The 20776-nt window shown below is 38.7% G+C and carries 22 protein-coding genes, 2 pseudogenes and 1 riboswitch; of the genes and pseudogenes, 5 read left to right on the top strand and 19 right to left on the bottom strand.

Annotation, left to right across the window (positions count from 1 at the left end):
* The first annotated feature begins 275 nt into the window (after positions 1–275).
* Both M594_RS01565 and M594_RS01560 read left to right on the top strand, forming a co-directional pair.
* The gene (locus tag M594_RS01565; RefSeq protein WP_084888180.1) at positions 276–743 is read left to right on the top strand and encodes an 8-oxo-dGTP diphosphatase; all 468 of its coding nucleotides are present in this window, start codon (positions 276–278) and stop codon (positions 741–743) included.
* Positions 744–1141: 398 nt separating this feature from the next.
* A pseudogene (locus tag M594_RS01560) lies at positions 1142–2601 on the top strand (IS1182 family transposase).
* Between the two features lie 256 nt (positions 2602–2857).
* Here M594_RS01560 and M594_RS01555 read toward each other — a convergent pair.
* From M594_RS01555 to M594_RS01535, 6 genes and pseudogenes are all read right to left on the bottom strand, one after another.
* Positions 2858–3377 (bottom strand): annotated as a pseudogene (locus M594_RS01555) (methylase); the annotation flags it as partial.
* A 312-nt stretch (positions 3378–3689) separates the two neighbouring features.
* Positions 3690–3884, bottom strand: a complete 195-nt coding sequence (locus M594_RS01550; RefSeq protein ID WP_000469564.1) for a hypothetical protein — start codon at positions 3882–3884, stop codon at positions 3690–3692.
* Complete coding sequence (locus M594_RS01545; protein ID WP_001220782.1) at positions 3865–4197, bottom strand: hypothetical protein; 333 nt, start codon at positions 4195–4197, stop codon at positions 3865–3867. The genes M594_RS01550 and M594_RS01545 overlap by 20 nt, the downstream gene beginning before the upstream one ends.
* A 7-nt stretch (positions 4198–4204) precedes the next feature.
* Entirely contained in the window at positions 4205–4564 is a 360-nt protein-coding gene (locus M594_RS10025) for a hypothetical protein (protein WP_000092745.1), read from the bottom strand.
* Positions 4557–5396: a phage replisome organizer N-terminal domain-containing protein gene (locus tag M594_RS01540; RefSeq protein WP_001014727.1), complete on the bottom strand. Its 840-nt coding sequence runs from the start codon at positions 5394–5396 to the stop codon at positions 4557–4559. Before M594_RS01540 ends, M594_RS10025 begins: the two co-directional genes overlap by 8 nt.
* An 8-nt stretch (positions 5397–5404) precedes the next feature.
* The gene (locus M594_RS01535; protein ID WP_000005472.1) at positions 5405–5686 is read right to left on the bottom strand and encodes a hypothetical protein; all 282 of its coding nucleotides are present in this window, start codon (positions 5684–5686) and stop codon (positions 5405–5407) included.
* Between the two features lie 147 nt (positions 5687–5833).
* On the opposite strand from M594_RS01535, the gene M594_RS01530 reads away from it, so the two are divergent.
* Both M594_RS01530 and M594_RS01525 read left to right on the top strand, forming a co-directional pair.
* Positions 5834–6352 carry a helix-turn-helix domain-containing protein gene (locus M594_RS01530; protein WP_000181350.1) on the top strand — a complete coding sequence of 173 codons (519 nt, stop codon included), beginning with the start codon at positions 5834–5836 and terminating at the stop codon, positions 6350–6352.
* Positions 6353–6403: 51 nt separating this feature from the next.
* Positions 6404–7558 carry a tyrosine-type recombinase/integrase gene (locus tag M594_RS01525; RefSeq protein ID WP_173875782.1) on the top strand — a complete coding sequence of 385 codons (1155 nt, stop codon included), beginning with the start codon at positions 6404–6406 and terminating at the stop codon, positions 7556–7558.
* A gap of 132 nt (positions 7559–7690) precedes the next feature.
* Here M594_RS01525 and rpsI read toward each other — a convergent pair whose 3' ends face one another.
* The 4 genes from rpsI to M594_RS01505 all read right to left on the bottom strand — a co-directional run bounded on the left by rpsI (position 7691) and on the right by M594_RS01505 (position 10853).
* Entirely contained in the window at positions 7691–8083 is a 393-nt protein-coding gene (gene rpsI / locus M594_RS01520; RefSeq protein ID WP_000075973.1) for a 30S ribosomal protein S9, read from the bottom strand.
* An 18-nt stretch (positions 8084–8101) separates the two neighbouring features.
* Positions 8102–8548, bottom strand: coding sequence for a 50S ribosomal protein L13 (gene rplM / locus M594_RS01515; protein WP_001044624.1), 447 nt, complete (start codon positions 8546–8548; stop codon positions 8102–8104).
* Between the two features lie 215 nt (positions 8549–8763).
* A complete protein-coding gene (locus tag M594_RS01510; RefSeq protein WP_173875781.1) occupies positions 8764–9963 on the bottom strand; it encodes an ABC transporter permease in 1200 nt (399 codons plus the stop codon).
* On the bottom strand, positions 9960–10853 hold the full coding sequence (locus tag M594_RS01505) for an ABC transporter ATP-binding protein (RefSeq protein ID WP_000895284.1): 894 nt from the start codon (positions 10851–10853) through the stop codon (positions 9960–9962). Before M594_RS01505 ends, M594_RS01510 begins: the two co-directional genes overlap by 4 nt.
* A 116-nt stretch (positions 10854–10969) precedes the next feature.
* Here M594_RS01505 and M594_RS10170 point away from each other — a divergent pair, with 116 nt between their 5' ends.
* The gene (locus M594_RS10170) at positions 10970–11092 is read left to right on the top strand and encodes a hypothetical protein (RefSeq protein WP_265182512.1); all 123 of its coding nucleotides are present in this window, start codon (positions 10970–10972) and stop codon (positions 11090–11092) included.
* Here M594_RS10170 and pheT read toward each other — a convergent pair.
* From pheT to M594_RS01460, 9 genes are all read right to left on the bottom strand, one after another.
* On the bottom strand, positions 11089–13494 hold the full coding sequence (gene pheT / locus M594_RS01500) for a phenylalanine--tRNA ligase subunit beta (protein WP_173875780.1): 2406 nt from the start codon (positions 13492–13494) through the stop codon (positions 11089–11091). The genes M594_RS10170 and pheT overlap by 4 nt on opposite strands.
* 129 nt (positions 13495–13623) lie before the next feature.
* On the bottom strand, positions 13624–14670 hold the full coding sequence (gene pheS, locus M594_RS01495) for a phenylalanine--tRNA ligase subunit alpha (RefSeq protein ID WP_031237702.1): 1047 nt from the start codon (positions 14668–14670) through the stop codon (positions 13624–13626).
* A 270-nt stretch (positions 14671–14940) separates the two neighbouring features.
* Positions 14941–15390, bottom strand: coding sequence for a GNAT family N-acetyltransferase (locus M594_RS01490; protein ID WP_025171197.1), 450 nt, complete (start codon positions 15388–15390; stop codon positions 14941–14943).
* 4 nt (positions 15391–15394) lie between these two features.
* Positions 15395–15814 carry a hypothetical protein gene (locus M594_RS01485; RefSeq protein WP_000867293.1) on the bottom strand — a complete coding sequence of 140 codons (420 nt, stop codon included), beginning with the start codon at positions 15812–15814 and terminating at the stop codon, positions 15395–15397.
* Between the two features lie 27 nt (positions 15815–15841).
* The gene (locus M594_RS01480) at positions 15842–16492 is read right to left on the bottom strand and encodes a phosphatase PAP2 family protein (RefSeq protein ID WP_173875779.1); all 651 of its coding nucleotides are present in this window, start codon (positions 16490–16492) and stop codon (positions 15842–15844) included.
* Positions 16482–17045, bottom strand: coding sequence for an ECF transporter S component (locus M594_RS01475; RefSeq protein WP_000185833.1), 564 nt, complete (start codon positions 17043–17045; stop codon positions 16482–16484). Before M594_RS01475 ends, M594_RS01480 begins: the two co-directional genes overlap by 11 nt.
* A gap of 153 nt (positions 17046–17198) precedes the next feature.
* Positions 17199–17417, bottom strand: a riboswitch (FMN riboswitch).
* 59 nt (positions 17418–17476) lie between these two features.
* The gene (locus M594_RS01470) at positions 17477–17980 is read right to left on the bottom strand and encodes a tRNA (cytidine(34)-2'-O)-methyltransferase (protein WP_000181382.1); all 504 of its coding nucleotides are present in this window, start codon (positions 17978–17980) and stop codon (positions 17477–17479) included.
* Positions 17981–18172: 192 nt separating this feature from the next.
* Positions 18173–19003 carry an energy-coupling factor transporter transmembrane component T family protein gene (locus M594_RS01465; protein WP_001148089.1) on the bottom strand — a complete coding sequence of 277 codons (831 nt, stop codon included), beginning with the start codon at positions 19001–19003 and terminating at the stop codon, positions 18173–18175.
* Positions 18988–20670 (bottom strand): ABC transporter ATP-binding protein, encoded by a 1683-nt coding sequence (locus M594_RS01460; RefSeq protein ID WP_173875778.1) that lies wholly within the window; start codon positions 20668–20670, stop codon positions 18988–18990. Before M594_RS01460 ends, M594_RS01465 begins: the two co-directional genes overlap by 16 nt.
* Between the last annotated feature and the right edge of the window lie 106 nt (positions 20671–20776).

The raw sequence follows: 20776 nt of genomic DNA, 5'->3' as shown, positions 1-20776 counted from the left end.
AACTTTTCTTAAAAGTAAAACAAGACCCACATATGTCCCATTTGAATCACTAGAAAATATATACAGAAAATCAATGAAATTCTATTTTTTGCCACAGTATAATAAGGGTAACTAGCCTTATAAAAATTATTTTATCGTCATATCTGAGAGTTTATCAGCTATTTCATAAAAATCATCAATCTTTAGCTGAGACACATTTGTCACAATCATAAATAGCATATAGTTCTTGACATATAGTCTAATATATGAAAAAATACTTATTGGAGGTTGATAATATGACTGAAAAAATCAAAAACTGGGTTAATATTTGCGTTTTGAAAAATCAAGAAATTTTATTACTTAATAGACAGCACGATAATTTTCCTGGCTGGATTCCACCGGGGGGAAAAGTTGAATTCCCTGAAAGTTTTTTTGAAGCTGCACTACGGGAGCTTAAGGAAGAAACTGGACTCACTGCATTAAATCTTGAATTAAAGGGAATTTCAGGCTTTACTAATTCAATTGGTAATGAGAGATTTGTCTTCTATGACTTTTTATGTACTCAGTTTACTGGTGAACTAAGCACATCTGATGAAGGTGAGCCAAAATGGTGGAATCTAAAAGATATTGATAAAATACCAATGCAAGATGATATAAGAAAAAGGATACCGCTTTATTTAAGAAAAGGAAGCTTTGAAAGTATTAACTACTGGGATAATAATAAGAAATGCATTAGTGAAAACAAAACAATTTTATTTGACTAATATTCTCTACAGTATAATCAAATACAAAAGTCTCAATCCATTAGTAATTTTTGTATACTTTAGTACTCAATTTTATTGGTACTGAAGTATCGTTCAATTGATAACTTTTTCTCCCATTTTCCTTTAGCCGAGTTCAACAACACTAATATAATTTTCGTTTCTCATATTTATAACTAATTAGTGTGTGTACATATATTCATAAAATATCATTAATGTACTCTTACTTTTCAGCAATTCTAATTTTTCCAAATTAGAAGCTTTCAAAAAGTTCAGCATTTATTTTATAATGATAAATTGTAAAATATAGTACAACAAAAAAACTCATAGCGTTTCATGAGCCCACTGAAAAAGTCATCAAATTGATGGCTTTTTTGTTATACTAGAGATGAGGTGAAATAATGCTTGATAATCAGTTAACTATGGATGTCAGTCCTTATTCTAGTTTGTATGATATCGTGGTTCCTAAAACCCACTTTTTACGTCAGCTAATTGAACTCTGTGATTTTAGCTTTATTTATGATGAACTAGAAAAGAATTATCGTCCCGATTTTGGGCGTAAAGCTTATTCACCGATTATGATGTTCAAATATCTCTTGTTAAAAGATATTTATAAGTTATCAGATGTAGATGTGGTAGGACGTTCCTTGTCAGATATGGCCTTTAAATTTTTTCTTGGTCTAGCTCCTGAAGATTCTGTTATCGAGCCATCCTCTCTGACGAAATTTAGAAAGCTAAGAATTAAAGATGACAAACTGCTTGATGTATTGATTCAGAAGTCTGTTCAAATTGCACTCGAACATAACTTGATTAAGAGTAAAATCCTCATTGTGGATGCCACTCACACCAAATCTCATTATAATCATAAGAAACCCCAAGAAATCCTTAGAGAGCGTTCAAAAGCTTTACGTAAAACAATTTATCAACATTCAGAAGATATCAAAATAGAATTTCCAAAGAAACCTCAAGAAGATAACCTCGAAGCAGAGTTGACCTATACAGAGGAGTTAATGGCTGTGGTTGAAAAACACGAGGAACTCTTAGCCCTACCGGCTGTTTCTCAAAAGTTCAATTACCTAAAAGAGGCTGTCGAGGACGACTTAGAACATTTGGAAGCTTCTGTTAAGGAGGAGGCTAGGCTCGGACATAAGACAGCCGACACCTCTTTCTATGGATATAAAAGTCATATCGCTATGACGGATGAACGGATTATTACTGCTTGCGTGGTCACTTCTGGTGAACAAAGCGATGGGAAATATTTACCTGAGTTATATGCCAAAACAAAGGAAAATAGTCTGGACATCGAGACTATTATTGGTCATGCAGCTTATTCGGGAAAGAACAACATTCAACTAACTCGCAAAGAAAAGATTCATTTGGTGTCAAAACTGAACCCTTCTGTTTTTCAAAAAGTTACCGTAAAGAAGAGGATGCGTTTGAATTTAATAAAGACGCAGGGCTATTTGTCTGTCCAGAAGGACACTTGGCTGTTCGCAAAGCAAGGACAGGGAAAAAATATCAAAATAAGAATCAAGTTGTCACTCATTACTTTGACATTGAAAAGTGCAAGAATTGTCTTTCCAAGGAAGGGTGTTATCAGGAGGGAGCAAAGTTTAAAACTTATTCATTGGCTATTAAGAGTAACGACCATCTTTTCCAGAAGAAATTTCAGGAAACACCTTATTTTAAAGAAATGGCCAGACATCGCTATAAAATCGAAGCGAAGAATGCCGAACTAAAACAGAGACATGGCTTTGATGTCGCGAGAGCATCGGGTCTTTTCAGCATGGAGTTACAGGCAGCCACAACCATCTTCGTGGTCAATATAAAACGAATTATGACCTTAATAAATACAAAATAACCGAGGAATTCGCTCAAATTGATGAAAGATTCCTCGATTTTCCTTTCATTAAAAGTAAGCTCCTTATTTTTTCAGTGGGTTCGTCCTTCTACAACTGTATTATCCTCAACTTTTTACCTAAAAGCTCTGATAGAGGCTGGGCAAAAACTCAACTTAAGGAGAAAATAAAGCAAATTTTCTAACAATAAAACGCATAATATCAAGGATTTAACACTTGATACTATGCGTTTTCTAATTTTAAAGACTTTTTGCCCAGTCTTACCAAACTAGAATGGCCTTTGAAAAGTTGCCATTCATTAAACCAAATAGGTTCATCTGTAACAGGATGACGTTGAGTTAAGGTATTTCCTCTAACTATATTTTTATGAATAAGATAATATGCAGATTTATAGATGTCACTTCTACTAGTTAGCTTAGTACTAAAAATTTGTTCGTACCAATCTAAATAATAAAGAAACATACGTGAACGTGCTACTTCTAAATTATCTTCGAGAAATTCTATCCCATATATAGATGATAATGCAATCAATGATTTTGTCTTCCAACTTCTTTCATCATATTGCATATTACATGATAACAGCAGATAATTTTCTTTCTAAAATAGCTTGCAAAAATTTCCCATCTCCTGCAGAAGGTTCTAAAAATGTTGCAGAAATATCTTCACAAGTCTCTTTAATACCTGGAGTATCTAATATTTTCTGTACCATCCAGAATGGTATAAAAACCTCTCCATGCTTTTGAACACGCTTTTTTGATTTGATTAAATTCTCTTTCAAAGTCTACTCCTTAAAAACGTTTATCTTTTAAGATTATACCATTTTTTAATCTTATATCTAACTATTTCTAAAGGGGGTTGGGGATTCCCCAAAATTCAAATCATCCCAAAAAGTACATACACTTTGTGTATACAAATTTTAGGATGATTTTGGGAGTGTGTGTATACAGACTCTGAGCTCGCAAAGTCATATTATGAGAAATCTTTCCTTCTCGATAAAATAATCCCAAAAATCAATTTGACTGTCATTTGTGTGTACAAATATTTTAAGAAGATATATAAAAAACGCTGCAAAATTTTTAACAGCGTTTCCTTATTTTAAAATTCTCATATGTCTTTCTTTTTTATGGTTAGCATCATAGTATTCCAGCATCGCATGATACAAACGAGCCTTCGTTTTATCTTGTTGTTTAATTCCATGAAGAAATAATTCTGCTCGCTTTAATTTCAATATGTATTCACATATCTGATCAAAATCCTTATCCATATTACTTTTGAAAATAAACATCTTTTTCCTCCATCACATCAACTATTTTTTGCATCAAAATAGACATATCCATTTTGTTTTCATAGCTTATTCTCCCAACTACAGTTGCAAGACGGGCTATAGAATTGATATTCTTTCCGACTTGTTCCAACTCTTCTGTTAAAGGAACTAAACCTTCAAAAGAGACTTTTTGGATGTTCAAATCTGTTCGTATTAATTTTTGTCTAGCAAACTCAGAAAAATTACGAATATTTTCCTTCCTCATACAATCATTTAATTTTTTATTTTCTTCTTCCGTCAAAAACACCTGTTTCAACACAGATTTTATTCTCATGGTCCTATCACCTCGTTTTCTTATTTAGTCGTTTTACAAGTTCTTTCACTTGTTTACTTGTCTTCTTTTCATATTCTATCATCAGCTCAACGCAGTAGTGAAATATCCTTACATTATCCAAATCCTCACTTTGTTCTGCTATTCTTTCTAACTGACGTAAGTTATTGATAATTCTTCTAACTTGAAATATAAAGTCATGATAAGATTCAAAATCAAATTGAAGATAAATAGGCGAGCTCTTAAATAACATTTTTCTGGCATAAGAGGAAAAACTTAGATGATTTGTCATTTCAATCAAGTTATTCACTATTTCATTTTGCTCCTCAGTGATGTAACATTTCTTTAGAACAGTCCTATATCTACTCATTTATCATATACTTCTTTCGGGCATTTTCATGGGCAATAGCTTTGCACTCCAGCATACGTTCCTGCTTTAAATTCTCCATAGACTTAAATAAATACGCCAAAGGAGACGTCGCATCCTCAGGAATCCGTTCAATCATGCTAATGACTTCATCACTAGTTACATACCCACTAGCCAAATACTCGCCTATCTTCATCTTCTGAGCATGTGTTAAAGTGTAATTGTTAGGATACAAAAATCTATCATTGTACTTATAAGAAATGGATTCTAACAAAGAATAATATTTGGGTGGAATATAAGTTTCAGGCTTTCTAGAACTATTATCCAGTATATTCTCAATCTCTTTCTTATTCTTACTCTTGTTCTTAATCTCTTGCGTTACATTATCATTTTCATCCGTTACTGTAACGTTACAGTCTAAAACGAGTTGTGGCTCGCCTGTAATTAGTGCTTTTTGTTTTTGTCTATGACGAGCAACACGTTCCCTAGTTTGTTTTCTAATCTTTTCTAGTCCATCTATATTCTGATGTTTCTCCCATTTTGGAATGGTAATAGCGCCATCTATGATTTCTATCATGCCAAATTCTTCAAACATGCTGAGAGCTAATTTTACAGATGTAGCCTTTCGCCTAAACACTGTTGAAAGCATCTCTTCTGTGTAATAAACCTTGTTCCCTAGACTTAATATGCCACTATTATTTTGCTTTCCTGCAAGCACCAGAATTTTAAACCATATTACAATAAGAGTATCTCCTTCTGGCATTGATTCTATTAGCTGAATTTTTTCATCATCAAATATATCTGTTGTTATCTTGATCCACTGAACACCATTCATACGAGTACCTATCTTTCATATTGCTTCAACCATCGTGTTACTGCTCTTTTATCGTATAAAGTCACTCCATCAATCACCATGGTTGGCATTCCTTCTTTCGTCCATTTTTGGATTGTTGTCGTAGATACATCTAACCACCTAGACAAACCTGACATACGAACCATAGGTTTATAAAGTTCTTTATCTTCAAATACTCTTGCTACAGCATTTGAAATCATCTCATCATAGTGAGCACGTAATTGCTTCTCTAATTCTTTAGGAAGCTGGACAACTAAAGTAGTTTCCGACATAAATTCACACCTCATTTCTAAATTAAATAAGCTCCGAAACCATTTAATTTGTTATTCATTTTGAATTATATATCCTTTTTGAATTTTTGTCAAGCTTTTTTATTCAAAAAGAATAAAATGTGTTATAATGATAAAAAGGAGGTTCTTATGACGAATCATATTACTAAACTGATAGAAAATAGCGGAAAAAAATTGACAGAAATTAGCGAAGCTACAAATATAGCCTATCCTACACTTTCTGGATACAATCAAGGAATCCGCAAACCTAAAAAAGATAATGCTGAAAAATTGGCAAAATACTTTAATGTTTCCGTCGCTTACATTATGGGACTTGATAGCAACCCACACGCTCCATCAAATCTTAAAATTGTTACAGATAGTTTCAAAACATCTAAAATTGGTTCTGTGACACCTTTTAAAAGCGATATGGAGAAGTTAAAGAAGAGCATCGAATTTGGCGAAAGGGCATTAACACTACCACTTGATGATAGTTTTTCAGATGAATTTCGTCATATATTCTCAGAATATCTAGCTGAGAAAAACAAACGTTTTATGTCTGAGTTTATAGATTATATGAATCACCAAAATAAAGATTCTAAAGTTTGGCAGAGCTGGATTAAAACAGACGAATACGCTATCCGCCAAGAAGATAGAAAAAATAGATAGACACTCATTTCTCAATTACATAAGCTCCGAAAACTTAGATACGGAGAAAAAATGTCTATACACAAATACAAAACAAAAAAAGGAATCCTATACTATGTCAGCTTTTACATTGGCTTAGATGCTTATGGAAAGAAAAAAAGGCACTTAAAGAGAGGGTTCAAAACCAAAAAAGAGGCAAAATTGTACGAAGCTCGTTTAGAAGCTGGTGTCGTTGCCCCCACAGTAAGTACCGACAAACCTAACCCCAAAGTCACTTATAAAGAACTTTATCAAGAATGGTTTAATGCCTATGTTGGTACCGTTGAAGAAACAACTTCTTCCCAAACTAAGAATATCTATCGAATACATATTCTACCAATATTTGGCGATAAATTTATTGACCAAATCAGTCCTTTAGACTGTCAAAACTTTATTACACAAAAATCTCAGACTTTCAAAAATATCAAACAGATAAAATCCTATACCTCAAAAATTTTTGATTTTGCAATCAACATGAACTACATTGATCGAAATCCAATGAAGAATGTTATCATGCCTAAAATCAAAAAAACTAGATCAGATAATTTTTGGTCTCTGGAGGAATTACATCATTTCCTTGATATAGTGAAAGAAACTGAGCCATTTAAACATTTTGCTTTATTTAGACTGCTTGCATTTAGTGGACTACGAAAAGGGGAGTTATACGCTTTAAAATGGGCTGATATTGACTTTGATAGCAATCTATTGAACATAGACAAAAGTCTAGGAAGAATTGACGGTAAAGCGATTGAAAAGTGCACAAAGAATGAATCTTCAGTTCGCACAATCTATCTTGATGATGAGACAATCGATATTATTAAGCAATGGAGAAATTTCTATCTGAAAGAACAATCTCAGTTGCCTCTTACAAAACTAAATATCAGTAACGAATATATGTTCTCTTACATATCAAGCAATGACAAAATTGAACCTTTGCATGCTGACTACATTAATAATGTGCTGAATCGAATTATTAAAAATCATAAATTAAAACCAATTAGCCCACATGGGTTCAGACATACACATGCAACACTCATGTCTGAAATTGGAATCGACCCTTCTAATACCTCAAAACGACTTGGCCACGCAAGCAGTCAGATGACATTAGATGTCTACACTCACACCACAAAAACTGGTGAGAAAAACTCTATTGACAAATTTGCAGATTATCTCAATAAAGCAAAATAGAATTATGATTTTTAAAATTTTGAAGAGGTTATCAGAAGGTTATCACAAAGCTATTCTAGCTCAAAAATCGACAAAAAAGCACTTTGCAAAATCTTTGCAAAGTGCTTTGAAACGTTGATATAATCGTATTGATTAACGTTTTGAGAATTGTGATGCTTTACGAGCTTTCTTAAGACCTGGTTTCTTACGCTCAACTTTACGTGAGTCACGTGTAAGAAGTCCTGCGCGTTTCAATGAATCGCGGAAGTCTGGGTCTACTTGAAGAAGGGCACGAGCGATACCGTGACGGATAGCTCCTGATTGACCAGCGTATCCACCACCTACAACGTTAACGAAAACGTCGTATGAACCTACAGTTGAAGTAACTGCGAACGGTTGGTTGATGACAAGACGAAGGTCAGCGTGTGGGATGTACTCTTCAACATCTTTTTTGTTAACAGTGATTTTACCAGTTCCTGGAACAAGGCGAACGCGTGCAACAGCGTTTTTACGACGTCCAGTACCTGCATATTGTGCTTGTGACATACTTTATTGTTCCTTTCCTTAGATAAGTCCTGAAATATCAAGAACTTCTGGTTGTTGTGCAGCGTGAGTGTGCTCAGCTCCAACAAATACTTTCAACTTCATACCTTGAGCGCGTCCAAGAGTATTGTGTGGAAGCATACCTTTAACTGATTTCTCAATCAAACGTACTGCATTTTTAGAACGAAGTTCACCTGCAGAGATTTGTTTCAATCCACCTGGGTGGTTTGAGTGAGTGTAGTAGATTTTATCAGTTGCTTTTTTACCAGTCAATTTAACTTTTTCAGCATTGATAACAATCACAAAGTCACCTGTATCAGTGTGTGGTGTAAATGTTGGTTTGTTTTTTCCGCGAAGTACGCTAGCAACTACTGCAGAAAGACGTCCAAGTGGTACATCAGTTGCGTCAACTACGTACCATTTACGTTCAACTTGGCCTGGTTTAGCCATAAATGTTGTTTTGTTCATGATTTCTCCTATATATAGTTCGATTTTTGTTTACGGTGATGGGTGTTCCTTCCCATCGAAAAGTATTTGGAAGGTTCCGGGGCCTTTCAAATGGGGTAAACAATACCGCCTACTATAATACCAAATTTCACCCCTAAAAGTCAATAGATATGAAAAATATTTTTCTGAATTCCACTCTTTTTATCTGTAGAAAACCTCGCTTTCGCGAGGCTCTTCTATTTATAAGATAAGGCACGTTTAAAGGTTTTCCAAGGACCTAAATCATCTGTTTGCAGAACAAGACTAGCATACATACGCCCGATAAAGACTGTTGCTGTTACTGCAAAAGCAATCGTAATCGCAAGTGAAATCCATGCTTCTAACCCATTTGCATAGCCATTAATAGTTCGAAACGGCATAAAGAAGGTCGAAATAAAGGGAATATAAGAACCAATCTTCAAGAGGAGATTGTCACCAGCTGCACCTAGAGCTGTCACTCCAAAAAAACCACCTAGAATCAAAATCATCAAAGGCGACAAGGCTTTCCCTGCATCCTCAGGACGAGAAACCATAGAACCTAGGAAGGCTGCTAAAACAACGTACATAAAGAGGCTAACCAAGACAAACAATAAGGTGTTGAGCGAGAAAGCCTCTCCTATATGGTTTAAAATACCAGATTGTGCCAAGATTGGTAGGTCTTTAAAGAGAAGAATGGCAGCAAGTCCACCTACGACGTAAATGCCAATATGGGTCAAAATCACAAGAAGCAGAGCCAGCATGCGAGCGTAGAAATAATGACTAGCTCGGATACTAGAGAAGACCACCTCCATAATTTTGGTTCCTTTCTCGCTAGCCACTTCCTGAGCAGTGACACTAGCATAGGTAATCAAAATCATATAAAGGAAGAAACCAAGCCCTGCGGCCGCAAAGGTTTGAATCATTTTTTTATTTTCCTTAGATTCATCAATTTTCTCAGTAAAATCAACGGTTTGACTCAGGCGTTTTTCCTGTTCTTGAGACAAATTAGCCGCCGAGCGATTGAGTTGGTATTGCAGTTCGTTGAGCTTATTGGTTACTGCTAGCTTGATGCCTGTTTCAAGAGAAGTTTCACCATGATAGACGGCCTTGAGGACGCTGTCCTCTTGGTCAATGGTTAAGTAACCCTTGATTTTCTCATCTTTGATAGCAGCTTGGGCACTGGCTTCATCCTTATAATCAAAGTTGATACCATTGGTACTCTTGAGCCCATCTTCCACAGATGGCACAGTTGTTACTACTGCTATCTTACTATTCTTGGCCATAGAAGACCCTTGGAGGTAGCCAATTCCCCCAGATAGACCGATAAACAAGAATGGTGAAATCACCATAAAGAAGAAACTCCACGATTTGACATGTCGAAGATAGGTTTCCTTCATTACAACCCACATATTTCTCATACTTCCACCCCTGATTCTAGTTTAAAGATTTCATCAATTGTTGGCGCTTGTTGATCAAAGGTTGCGATATATTGCCCTTGAGTCAAGATTGGGAAAAGTTCCCTTCCAGCGCTCTCATCCTCTAGGATTAATTTCCAACTACCTTGTTTGGTCAAGCTCACCTGTTTGACATGAGGAAGATTCTCCAATTCTTCCTTGCTTCGTTCACTTGAAACAAAGAGACGCGTTTTCCCGTATTGATTGCGAACATCCTGAACTGGTCCATGCAAGACCACACGGCCATCTCGAATCATGAGAATATCGTCACAAAGCTCCTCGACGTTGGTCATGACATGGTCAGAAAAGATAATGGTTGCCCCACGTTCTTTTTCTTGAAAAATGACTTGCTTGAGCAATTCTGTATTGACTGGGTCCAATCCACTGAAAGGCTCATCCAAGATAATCAAGTCTGGCTCATGAATCAGAGTAATAATGAGCTGAATCTTCTGCTGATTTCCTTTTGACAGACTCTTAATTTTATCAGTCAGCTTCCCTTTCACTTCCAACCTCTTCATCCATTGAGGGAGTTTTTCCTTGATCTCCTTGGCATCCATACCTTTTAGAGTCGCCAAGTAACGAACTTGTTCAAGGACTGTCAATTTAGGCATGAGGCTGCGTTCTTCAGGCAGATAGCCAATCCGAGCGTACGTTTCCTGACGAATATCCTGATTATCAAGACTAATTTCTCCTTGATATTCTAAAAACTTCAAAATACTGTGGAAAATTGTTGTCTTCCCAGCACCATTTTTTCCGACTAATCCCAAAATACGACCTGGTCGCGCTTGAAAGTCAATACCAAACAAAACTTGCTTAGGTCCAAAACTTTTCTCTAGACTTCTTACTTCTAGCATCTTTCACCTCCGAAATGTCTTGCACTTATTATACCCTTTTTTGATAGCCTTTACAATGATTTCTGTCCATTTTTATCATCCTCATTTTAGTAAAAAATCTTAGGGTACTTTGAGTTATGAGTACATTATACACTGGTGAACTCCAATTTATCTTCTCTGTTCCTCAACTGTCTATTTTTGATCCTGAATTGTTATTTGAAAAGCAAAAATCCACCCTGGAGGATGGATTGATGAGTTAACGCACTTCTGCATTGACTTTTTCTTCAAGAGACGCTTGGATTTTTTCCATGTAGCGTGCGACTTCTTCGTCCGTTAAGCTATCTTCTGGATTTTGGAAAGTCAAGCTATAAGCCATTGACTTCATACCAAGTCCCAATTTTTCACCTGAGAAAACGTCAAAAAGTTTGATATCTGTCAAACGTTTCACGCCTGCAGCTTGGATAGCGTCTACAACTTCTTGATGAGTGACTTCTGCCTTGAGGAGTAGAGCCACGTCACGGCTGACTGCTGGGAATTTGGTGATTTCCACAAATGGAGCAGCAGGTTGAAGCGCTGCTTCAATGGCTGAAAGGTTGAGCTCAGCTACATACGTTTCTGGAATATCGTAAGCCTTAGCAGCGACTGGATGCACTTGACCAAGGAAACCAAGAACTTGGTCACCTAGTGAAATGACTGCTGTACGACCTGGGTGGAGGCTTTCAATTTCAGCTGTAGCTGTATAGGTCACTTCTAGTCCCAAGCGAGTAAAGAGCGCTTCAAGGATTCCTTTAGCATAGAAGAAATCAACTGGAACTGCTGCTGTTTGGAAATCTTTTTCAGCAACCAAGCCGGTCAAGGCAAAGGCAAAGCTGTTGATCTCATTTGGAAGTTCTTCTTTTGGATTACCTGTTTGTTCAAAGACTTTTCCAATCTCGTAAAGTGCCAAGTTTTTGTTCTTACGAGCTACGTTGTAAGCAACTGTATCTAGGATACCTGAGATCATATTTTGACGGAGGACAGAACGGTCCACTGTCATTGGCCACATGAGTTCAGTAAGGTTACTTGGTTGAGCCGTAAACTCAACTGCTTTTTCAGGAGTTGTTAGAGCATAGGTGATGATTTCTGTCAAACCTGCTCCTTCAGCAATCGTACGAACCTGACGGCGGAGTTTTTGTGTCGCAGTCAATTCACCAGCTGTACCATCGTCTTTTGGAAGGCTAGTTGGCAAGCGGTCATATCCATAGATACGAGCGATTTCTTCAAAGAGGTCTGCTTCGATGGTGATATCCCAGCGACGGCGTGGGACGCTGACTGTAAAACTGTCTGCATTTCCAGAAAGACCAAAGCCAAGACGACGGAAGACGTCTTCTACATCAGCATAAGAAAGATCAGTTCCGAGGACACGGTTAACATCAGCAAGAGTTGAAGAAACTTCCACATCAGAGGTATCAAGCTCACCCGCTGAAACGATACCTTTACGCACCGTCGCACCTGCAAGTTCTGCAATCATGCTAGCCGCCGCATCAAGGGCTTCGTTAACAGTTGCCACATTAATCCCTTTTTCAAAGCGAGAAGATGATTCAGAACGAAGGTTCAGGCGACCACTTGTCTTACGGATAGATTTGCCATTGAAAACAGCAGCTTCAAGGACAACACGACTAGATTTTTCAGAGATTTCTGTTGCTTGACCACCCATAACACCTGCAAGAGCTACTGGCTTGTCTGCGACAGTGATGACTAGGTCATTCACGTCCAAATCACGTTCTTCACCATCTAAAGTCACTAATTTTTCACCAGCACGCGCTTCACGCACACGAATGTCATTTCCTTCAAAGGTATCCAAGTCAAAGGCATGCATTGGTTGACCAAAGTAGAGAAGGATGTAGTTGGTCACATCCACTACGTTATTGATTGGACGGATTCCTTCGTTCATAAGAAGATTTTGCAACCATTGTGGACTTGGTGCGATAGTAACATTATCCAAGATACGAGCGGCATAGTAAGGCGCCTTGTCTGTCTCAATACCCACAGAAAGAGCATCTGCTGCAGCTTGGTCAGTTTCTGAAAGAGTAAATTCTTTAAAGTTGACTGCCTTATCATAGATAGCTGCTACTTCGTGAGCCACCCCACGCATAGAAAGGGCGTCTGCACGGTTTGGTGTGATAGAAAGTTCGATGATTTCATCATCCAAGTCTAAGTATGAGAAGACTTCATCCCCAGGAACAGCATCTTCTGGCAAGATTTGGATGCCATCTGCGAATTCCTTAGGCACAACTGAATCAGAAATTCCCAATTCACCAAGTGAACAGATCATCCCAAGTGACTCTAAGCCACGGATTTTCCCTTTTTTGATCTTGTAATTGTCAGCGATACGAGCTCCTGGAAGAGCCACCATGACCTTAATACCAGCACGCACATTCGGTGCACCACAAACAATTTGACGTGCTTCTTCTTCGCCAACGTTAACCTGACAAACATGAAGGTGAGTTTCTGGCACATCTTCGCAAGACAAGATCTCACCGACGACAATTTTTGAGAGACCGGCGGCCGGTGATTCCACACCTTCTACCTCTATCCCTGTAGTTGACATTTTTTCAGCCAACTCTTGTGATGGCACATCAATGTCCACCAATTCTTTTAACCATTTATAAGATACAAGCATAATTCTAATTGTAAGATCCCACCAAGCGGGACCTTTTCAATTCCTTTCTTTTTCTTCGAGTCAGTCTTTGCCATTCTCATCTAGAGAAAATGACTAGAACTGTATAGGACTGCGTTTCAGGTTTCAATCTTATTTAAACTGTTCTGAGAAACGGACATCTCCTTGATAGAATCCACGGATATCGTTGATTCCGTAACGGAGCATAGCTACACGCTCTTGTCCAAGACCAAAGGCAAAGCCAGAGTAAACAGTCGCATCGATGCCACTCATTTCAAGGACACGTGGGTGAACCATACCGGCACCCATAATTTCGATCCAACCTGTTTTCTTACATACGTTACAGCCTTCTCCACCACACTTAAAGCATGAAACGTCCACCTCAACAGATGGCTCAGTGAATGGGAAGTAAGATGGCCGCAAACGAATCTGGCGCTCTTCACCAAACATTTTTTGGACAATCAACTGAAGCGTTCCTTGAAGATCGGCCATAGAGATATTTTTCCCAACAACCAAACCTTCGATTTGGTGGAACTGGTGACTGTGGGTCGCATCATCTGTATCACGACGGAACACACGCCCTGGTGAAATCATTTTCAAAGGACCTTTTGAAAAATCATGGGCGTCCATAGCACGCGCCTGAACTGGAGACGTGTGGGTACGGAGCAAGATTTCTTCAGTGATATAGAAAGTATCCTGCATATCGCGAGCTGGGTGGTCTTTGGGAAGGTTCATACGCTCAAAGTTATAGTAGTCTTGCTCCACTTCAAAACCATCCACGACTTGGTAACCCATACCGATGAAGATATCTTCGATTTCTTCACTGGTTTGTGTGAGGACGTGGCGGTGACCAGTCGCAACTGGACGACCTGGAAGGGTCACATCGATACTCTCACTTGCTAATTGAGCTGCAACTTTCTTTTCTTCCAAAAGCTTAGCAGTTTCTTCAAAAGCTGCTGTCAAGACATCACGCGCTTCATTGACATGTTTCCCGATAATCGGACGCATCTCAGCAGAGACATCTTTCATCCCTTTGAGGATTTCAGTGAGCGATCCCTTTTTACCAAGGACAGAGACACGCAAATCTTGCATCTCTTTTTTATTTTCAGCAGTAATCTGCTTCAAGCTAGCCAGCGTTTCTTCACGAAGCGCTTTTAATTGTTCTTCAATAGTTGACATAATTCCTCCATCAGTCGCTCGTAGATAAAAAGAAAACCACATGCCAAAAACTCCACTCGGAGCGTTGACACGCGGTACCATCCGTTTTCATCTGACAAGTCAGACCTTCATTTCTAAATCCATGCGCAAGTGAATTCACCCAGCTTTCATATAAAGAGCTTGCAGTCACGGCTCTCCTCCCTGATATACTTCCCTTGAGTTACTAGTCTTGCAGATTTCTATTCAATTACTACATAGTTTATCAGATTTTGAGTTAAAAAACAAGTTAGATTAGACTAATTTCAATACAAAACTCGTTCCTTTTTCTGTTGCTCCATTTTCCACAAATCCAAGCGACTTGAAACAGCGCCTAGATACATGATTGTAAGTGTAGATTTCCTTGACTCTCAATTCTTTCCATCCTTTTATTCGAGCCAATTCAATCAAAGTACTTAGGATCTTTTTTCCAAGTCCTCGATGTTGGTAAGCGGGATTTCCAATCACAATGGGGAGATTGTCCTGAGATAGTGTAACATCCCCAATTGGAAACCATTCACCCTTCTCCTTGACTTCAATCCAAAAAAGCTCACCATGCTGATCCAAATAGGAATACATGGCTTCCAAAGTTTCTTGACTATAAGGAAGCTTCACCCCATCTACGAGGTGAACCAAGTTCACATCCTGATACCAAGCAAGAGCTTCTTCACAATGATTGACCTTATAATAAGGAACAAGACGCAGTGAATTATCTATTTGTAGGGTCTGTTTCATCTGCTTTCCTTTTCAACAAAAGAGTTGCTGCTTGATTAAAACCATCACACCAGTTATACCATTTTGCTTCATACTCATCTTGAGCTAAGATATGATTTTTTAAATCCAGAACAGAGTAAATTTTTCTTTCTTCGCAGGCTTGCGCATAGAGATGATATAGTTCATCACCACCATCTCTATCCCACTCAGCAGAAATCGTATCCCGACCTGCCAATAAAGCCTGATAAGCCCTGTGATGCCCATCTGTAATCAACAAGCAATCTCCAAAGGCAAGAATACTGATTGGATCGACTTGGATTGTTTCTGCCGACTGGTAAAGCATCTGAATATCTTGCAACTTCTTTTCTGATAAGTATAGTTGAGTCGGATGAAGATCTGCTATATTGACTTTCATTTCTTTCTCCTCAAAGGAATTTGATAGTCACTTCTGCTTGCCTTTAAATCGCCATTGGAAGCGGAGCTTGTCATAGAAGGGAAATTCGATAAACAATACTCCCAAGCCCACACAGAGACTGGCAAGAACGTCTGATGGGTAATGAACTCCCAGATAGACCCTTGATACCAACACACTGACTAGGTAGATAACAAGGACGATTTGCACGATTTTTCTCCAGACTGGATCTTTCATCCGTTGACTGAGAATGACAATCAGAGAACCGACCATCAAGGTTACAGCCAGAGAATGGCCACTTGGAAAGGAAAATCCCTTCTCCTCAACCAAGTGTAAAATAGCTGGTCGTGGGCGCTGGTAGATATTTTTAAAGGTCACGATTAAAAGACCTGCCAAAGCCAGATTTCCCAGCATGAAGAAACTTTCTATCTTCCACCGCTTACGATAAAAGATAAAGGCTACGATGACAACCCAAGTGATAATCACTGGGATATCAATCAGGCGTGTGATGGCTCGGAAAAGAATAGTCAAGTAATCTGGCAAGTCTCCTCGAACGGCAGTCTGTATCGGTTGGTCAAAACCGACCAGCGTTTCAGGGTAAAATTTGACCATGTAGCCAAGAATAACGAAAAGTAAAAGGGCAAAACTGCCCTTCATTAAAAATGTTTGTTTATCTTTCATAATGTTTTAAGGTTGGTTTCAAGAGAATATACAACAACCAGAATGAAACGGAAAAGATTACTCCCTCAATCAAGTTAAAAGGTAATACCATGGTCATTAGGTAGTTGGAAAGTCCCAAAATTTTTCCAATATCAAAGTTAGCAAACTTAGCGTACAAAGGAACAGCATAAACATAATTGAGAACCAACATAGCCACGGTTAAACCAATAGTCCCAGCTAGAGAGCCTAGTAGGAAACGAAGGGTTGTCCGTTCCTTTTTCCAAATCAAAGCAAATACGATGACAAAAACTCCCAAAGCTACGATATTCATTGGCAAACCAATGTAAGTATTCACTCCCTGACTGTTAAGAAGCAGTTTCAAGAGTGAGCGAAGCAAGAGAACTCCTAGAGCAGCAGGCAAATCCATGACCACTAAGCCCACAAGGACTGGCAAGATACTAAATTCGATCTTGAGGAAGGACGCCGCTGGTAAAAGCGGAAAGTCAAAGTACATCAGCACAAATGAGATGGCTGATAAAATCGCAATGGTCGAAAGTCGACGTGTGTTTGTCATAACAGGTTCCTCCAATTTTCTATAAAATCAGAAGAAGTTAGAAAGGATTCCTCTATCTATTCTCACTTTTTATATCCCAAAAGTTCCCTCTAACTCCGTTGAGCAAGCGGTTACAGTTTGGCTATAAATCTATCAGAACAGACAAAGCTATTCTTTCGTCTTCTCCCATCCAGACTATACTGTCGGTTGTGGAATCTCACCACATCAGCTTGCGCTCGCGGACTTATTTGGCTAAGATATTTTAGATTTATCTAGGCGTCGCAGTCGAAGATAATACTTAAAGTATATCGAGACAAGACAACGACGAGAAAGCTAAAATAGCTAGTCAAATTTACCGCCGGTCGGGAATCACACCCTGCCCTGAAGACTCTTTTATCATAACAAAAAACGCTTGCAAGCGCAAGCATTTTGTTCATTTTCATTTTCATTTTTTATTTCAATTTATCCACTTCATAGGTATGAACAAGCTCAAGACCTGCAAAGTTCTGCTGGCGAAGAGCCTCATAGACAATCATGCAGACGGTATTAGACACATTAAGACTGCGGACATGTTCATCATTCATAGGAATACGAAGAGCCTTCTCAGGATGTTCGCGCATAAAGTCTTCAGGTAAACCCTTGTCTTCACGTCCAAAAAGAAAATAATGGTCCTCGTCAGTCGATAAATCCACATCAGAATACACTTTCTCAGCGAATTTAGAAATCAGGTAGAGTTTGCCCTTCATCTGAGACATGAAATCCTCCAAACTCTCGTAAAAATAAATCTCTAGCTTATCCCAATAATCCAACCCCGCCCGCTTCATCTTGCGATCATCGATAGGAAAGCCCATTGGCTTGATGATGTGGAGGGGAGAATTGGTCGCAGCGCAAGTACGCGCGATATTGCCTGTATTTTGTGGAATTTGAGGTTCAAATAATACAATGTGATTTGTCATGACTTGCTTCCTTTCACCATTGCAAAAAAATAGCCACACTGCCCGGAGTCAAGCTCAGCAAACAGCGTGGTTAAGGCATCGTTAACTTACCTCACAACAGGTTTGAAGTAAATCAGCGAAACTACTTTCTTAGTATAACACTTTCAGAATCATTGTCAATAGAAACGACTTGATTTTTTCAATTTTTTCAAGCTATTTCCAAGGGTTGTAAAATCGTCCCTGATTCTGCAAGATAAGTAGTAAACTAGCTACTAAAAACAAGGCTGCCAAGAGCAAGGTAAGATAATCTCCTTTTTTCAAGGCCTGATAACTATACCAAGTGCGTTTTTTCTCTTTCCCAAAGCGCCGAAGCTCCATGGCGGTCGCGATGGTATCAATGCGTTCTAACGAGCTAAAAATCAAGGGCGTAATAATGCGCAGATTGCCTTTGATTCGTTGCATAAGAGAAGCTTTCTTGGATAATTCCATCCCACGCGCCTCCTGAGACATCTTGATAGTAAAGAATTCTTCCTGCAAATCTGGAATATAGCGCAAAGTCAGGCTGACTGAATAGGCAATCTTGTAAGGCACACCAATTTGATTTAAACTGGAAGCAAACTGACTAGGATGGGTTGTCATCAAAAAGATAATAGCCAGAGGAATAGTGCAAAGGTACTTAATGGCCAGATTTAGCAGATAAAAGAGCTCTTGGCTGGTCAGAGTGTAGGCACCGATTCCCTGCCAAATCACACTCCTCTCTCCGTAAAGTCCAACCCCATACTCGGGAGAAAAGAGATAGACCATCAAGACGTTTAAAACGGCAAATACCGTCGCAAAAACGGCTACAAAGGAAACATCTTTAAAGCGGATTTCTGACAAATAGAGGAGAAAGACCGAAAAAATAGCAATCAGAACAAGCAGTCTGGTATCATAGCTAATCATGGCCGCCAATGATACAAGGATGAAAAAGAGGAGTTTACCAGCTCCTGACAAGCGATGAATCACAGTATCTCTATGCTGGTAACCGATTAATTTAGCTTGCATCCTTCTCTCCTTTCTTTATAAAATGCCGTTAAAGCAAGTGGATCCACGTCTAGTTTCTTGGCCAAGTTGAAGATTGAAGTTTCTTTTAGATTGGCTTTTACTAACAGCTCAGGATTGCTCAAAAGACTAGCTGGATCAGTATCGGCAATCAGTTCCCCATCCACCATGACAAGAGCTCGGTCTGAATAATCCAGCATCAATTGCATATCATGAGTAATCATGACAATGGTATGACCTTTTTGATGCAGTTCTTCGAGAAATTCCATAATCTCAGTATAGTTCTTCTGGTCTTGACCTGCTGTTGGTTCATCTAAGAGGATAATTTCAGCTCCTAAAACCAAAATCGAGGCAATAGTGACACGTTTTTTCTGTCCAAACGAAAGGGCAGAAATGGGCCAATTACGGAATTCATAAAGACCACAGATTTTCAAGGTTTCATAGACTCTCGTTTCAATTTCCTGCTCGTCTACACCTCGCAAACGAAGTCCCAGAGCCACCTCATCAAAAATCATATTGGTCGAAATCATTTGATTGGGATTTTGCAGCACATAGCCTACTCGTTCCGCCCGCTCTGCAACCGAATCTCCTTTGATATCCTGTCCTTCCCACAGATAACGGCCTTCCGTCTGGATAAAGCTACTTAAGGCCTTGGCTAGGGTTGATTTCCCTGCTCCATTTTTCCCGACAATGGCAATCTTTTCGCCCTTTTTAATATCCAGATAAATGGATTTTAAAATCGGTCTATCATCATAAGAAAAAGACAGTTCCTCTAATTTAAAGAGTGACTGCAATTCTGGAGTTTCTTTTACCAGTTCATTCTGCAACTGAACCTGACCTTTTGAGATAGACAAGTTATCCAGATCTGCTAATTGTTCTTCCTTGACTAAATCCACACCCAATTGACGGAGAATCGTTAGATAAAGGGGTTCCCGGATTCCATTTTGTGTCAATAAATCAGTCGCCAGTAACTGGTCAGGGCTCCCATTAAAAAGGATACGACCATCGTTTATCAAGACAATCCGATCCACAGGGCAATGCAGAACATCCTCCAAACGGTGCTCGATAATAAGAGTCGTCGTCCCCTCTTCCTTATGAATCTGATCAATCAATTCGATAATATCCTGACCTGACTTGGGATCTAGATTGGCGAGTGGTTCATCAAACAAGAGAATCGGACTCTCATCAATCAAGACACCAGCCAGACTAACTCGCTGCTTTTGCCCACCAGACAAATCCTGAGGTCGCTGAGCTAGTAAATCAAGAAGGTTCAGCTTTTCAGCCCATTTATGAACACGATTTTTCATCTCATCTAGAGCTGTCACGTCATTTTCCAGAGCAAAAGCCAAATCCTCTGCCACGGATAACCCGATAAACTGCCCATCTGTATCCTGCAAAACTGTGCTGACTAGATGAGATTTATCATAGATGCTCATATCGAAGGCTGCTTGCCCCTTGATCAAAAATTCTCCAGACATATGACCCTTGTAAATATTGGGAATAATCCCATTCAAACATTGACCCAAGGTCGACTTACCTGACCCGGATGGCCCAACAATTAAGACTTTCTCTCCCTTATAAATGGTTAAGTCCACTCCTTGCAAGGTCGGTTCTTGTTGCGTTTCATACTGGAAAGAGAAATCCTTCCACTCAATTATAGCTTCTTTCATCTTACTCTCTTCATTCGCTTCTTAGACTTCTATTTTATCATAAATCTACCCCTTCTTGCAGTCTCTTCTCTTAAAATCTTAGCGCCAACAAGATTCCTAGCCTAAA

The organism is Streptococcus mitis (assembly GCF_013305725.1).
Taxonomy (GTDB): Bacteria; Bacillota; Bacilli; order Lactobacillales; family Streptococcaceae; genus Streptococcus; species Streptococcus mitis_BO.
The sequence above is the reverse complement of the archived record's forward strand: the minus strand, read 5'-3'. Positions and strand labels throughout refer to the sequence as shown.

Excerpts from the sequence above, each read along its gene's own strand:
- M594_RS01505 (WP_000895284.1), bottom strand. The coding sequence starts at position 10,853 with ATGCTAGAAGTAAGAAGTCTAGAGAAAAGTTTTGGACCTAAGCAAGTT.
- M594_RS10170 (WP_265182512.1), top strand. The coding sequence starts at position 10,970 with ATGAGTACATTATACACTGGTGAACTCCAATTTATCTTCTCTGTTCCT.
- M594_RS01545 (WP_001220782.1), bottom strand. The coding sequence starts at position 4,197 with ATGAGAATAAAATCTGTGTTGAAACAGGTGTTTTTGACGGAAGAAGAA.
- M594_RS01525 (WP_173875782.1), top strand. The coding sequence starts at position 6,404 with ATGTCTATACACAAATACAAAACAAAAAAAGGAATCCTATACTATGTC.
- M594_RS01480 (WP_173875779.1), bottom strand. The coding sequence starts at position 16,492 with ATGAAAGATAAACAAACATTTTTAATGAAGGGCAGTTTTGCCCTTTTA.
- pheS (WP_031237702.1), bottom strand. The coding sequence starts at position 14,670 with ATGTCAACTATTGAAGAACAATTAAAAGCGCTTCGTGAAGAAACGCTG.
- M594_RS01530 (WP_000181350.1), top strand. The coding sequence starts at position 5,834 with ATGACGAATCATATTACTAAACTGATAGAAAATAGCGGAAAAAAATTG.
- M594_RS01510 (WP_173875781.1), bottom strand. The coding sequence starts at position 9,963 with ATGAGAAATATGTGGGTTGTAATGAAGGAAACCTATCTTCGACATGTC.
- M594_RS01565 (WP_084888180.1), top strand. The coding sequence starts at position 276 with ATGACTGAAAAAATCAAAAACTGGGTTAATATTTGCGTTTTGAAAAAT.
- M594_RS01470 (WP_000181382.1), bottom strand. The coding sequence starts at position 17,980 with ATGACAAATCACATTGTATTATTTGAACCTCAAATTCCACAAAATACA.
- M594_RS01485 (WP_000867293.1), bottom strand. The coding sequence starts at position 15,814 with ATGAAAGTCAATATAGCAGATCTTCATCCGACTCAACTATACTTATCA.
- M594_RS01460 (WP_173875778.1), bottom strand. The coding sequence starts at position 20,670 with ATGAAAGAAGCTATAATTGAGTGGAAGGATTTCTCTTTCCAGTATGAA.
- M594_RS01550 (WP_000469564.1), bottom strand. The coding sequence starts at position 3,884 with ATGTTTATTTTCAAAAGTAATATGGATAAGGATTTTGATCAGATATGT.
- rpsI (WP_000075973.1), bottom strand. The coding sequence starts at position 8,083 with ATGTCACAAGCACAATATGCAGGTACTGGACGTCGTAAAAACGCTGTT.
- M594_RS01465 (WP_001148089.1), bottom strand. The coding sequence starts at position 19,003 with ATGCAAGCTAAATTAATCGGTTACCAGCATAGAGATACTGTGATTCAT.
- M594_RS01540 (WP_001014727.1), bottom strand. The coding sequence starts at position 5,396 with ATGAATGGTGTTCAGTGGATCAAGATAACAACAGATATATTTGATGAT.
- M594_RS01475 (WP_000185833.1), bottom strand. The coding sequence starts at position 17,045 with ATGACAAACACACGTCGACTTTCGACCATTGCGATTTTATCAGCCATC.
- M594_RS01535 (WP_000005472.1), bottom strand. The coding sequence starts at position 5,686 with ATGTCGGAAACTACTTTAGTTGTCCAGCTTCCTAAAGAATTAGAGAAG.
- pheT (WP_173875780.1), bottom strand. The coding sequence starts at position 13,494 with ATGCTTGTATCTTATAAATGGTTAAAAGAATTGGTGGACATTGATGTG.
- rplM (WP_001044624.1), bottom strand. The coding sequence starts at position 8,548 with ATGAACAAAACAACATTTATGGCTAAACCAGGCCAAGTTGAACGTAAA.
- M594_RS10025 (WP_000092745.1), bottom strand. The coding sequence starts at position 4,564 with ATGAGTAGATATAGGACTGTTCTAAAGAAATGTTACATCACTGAGGAG.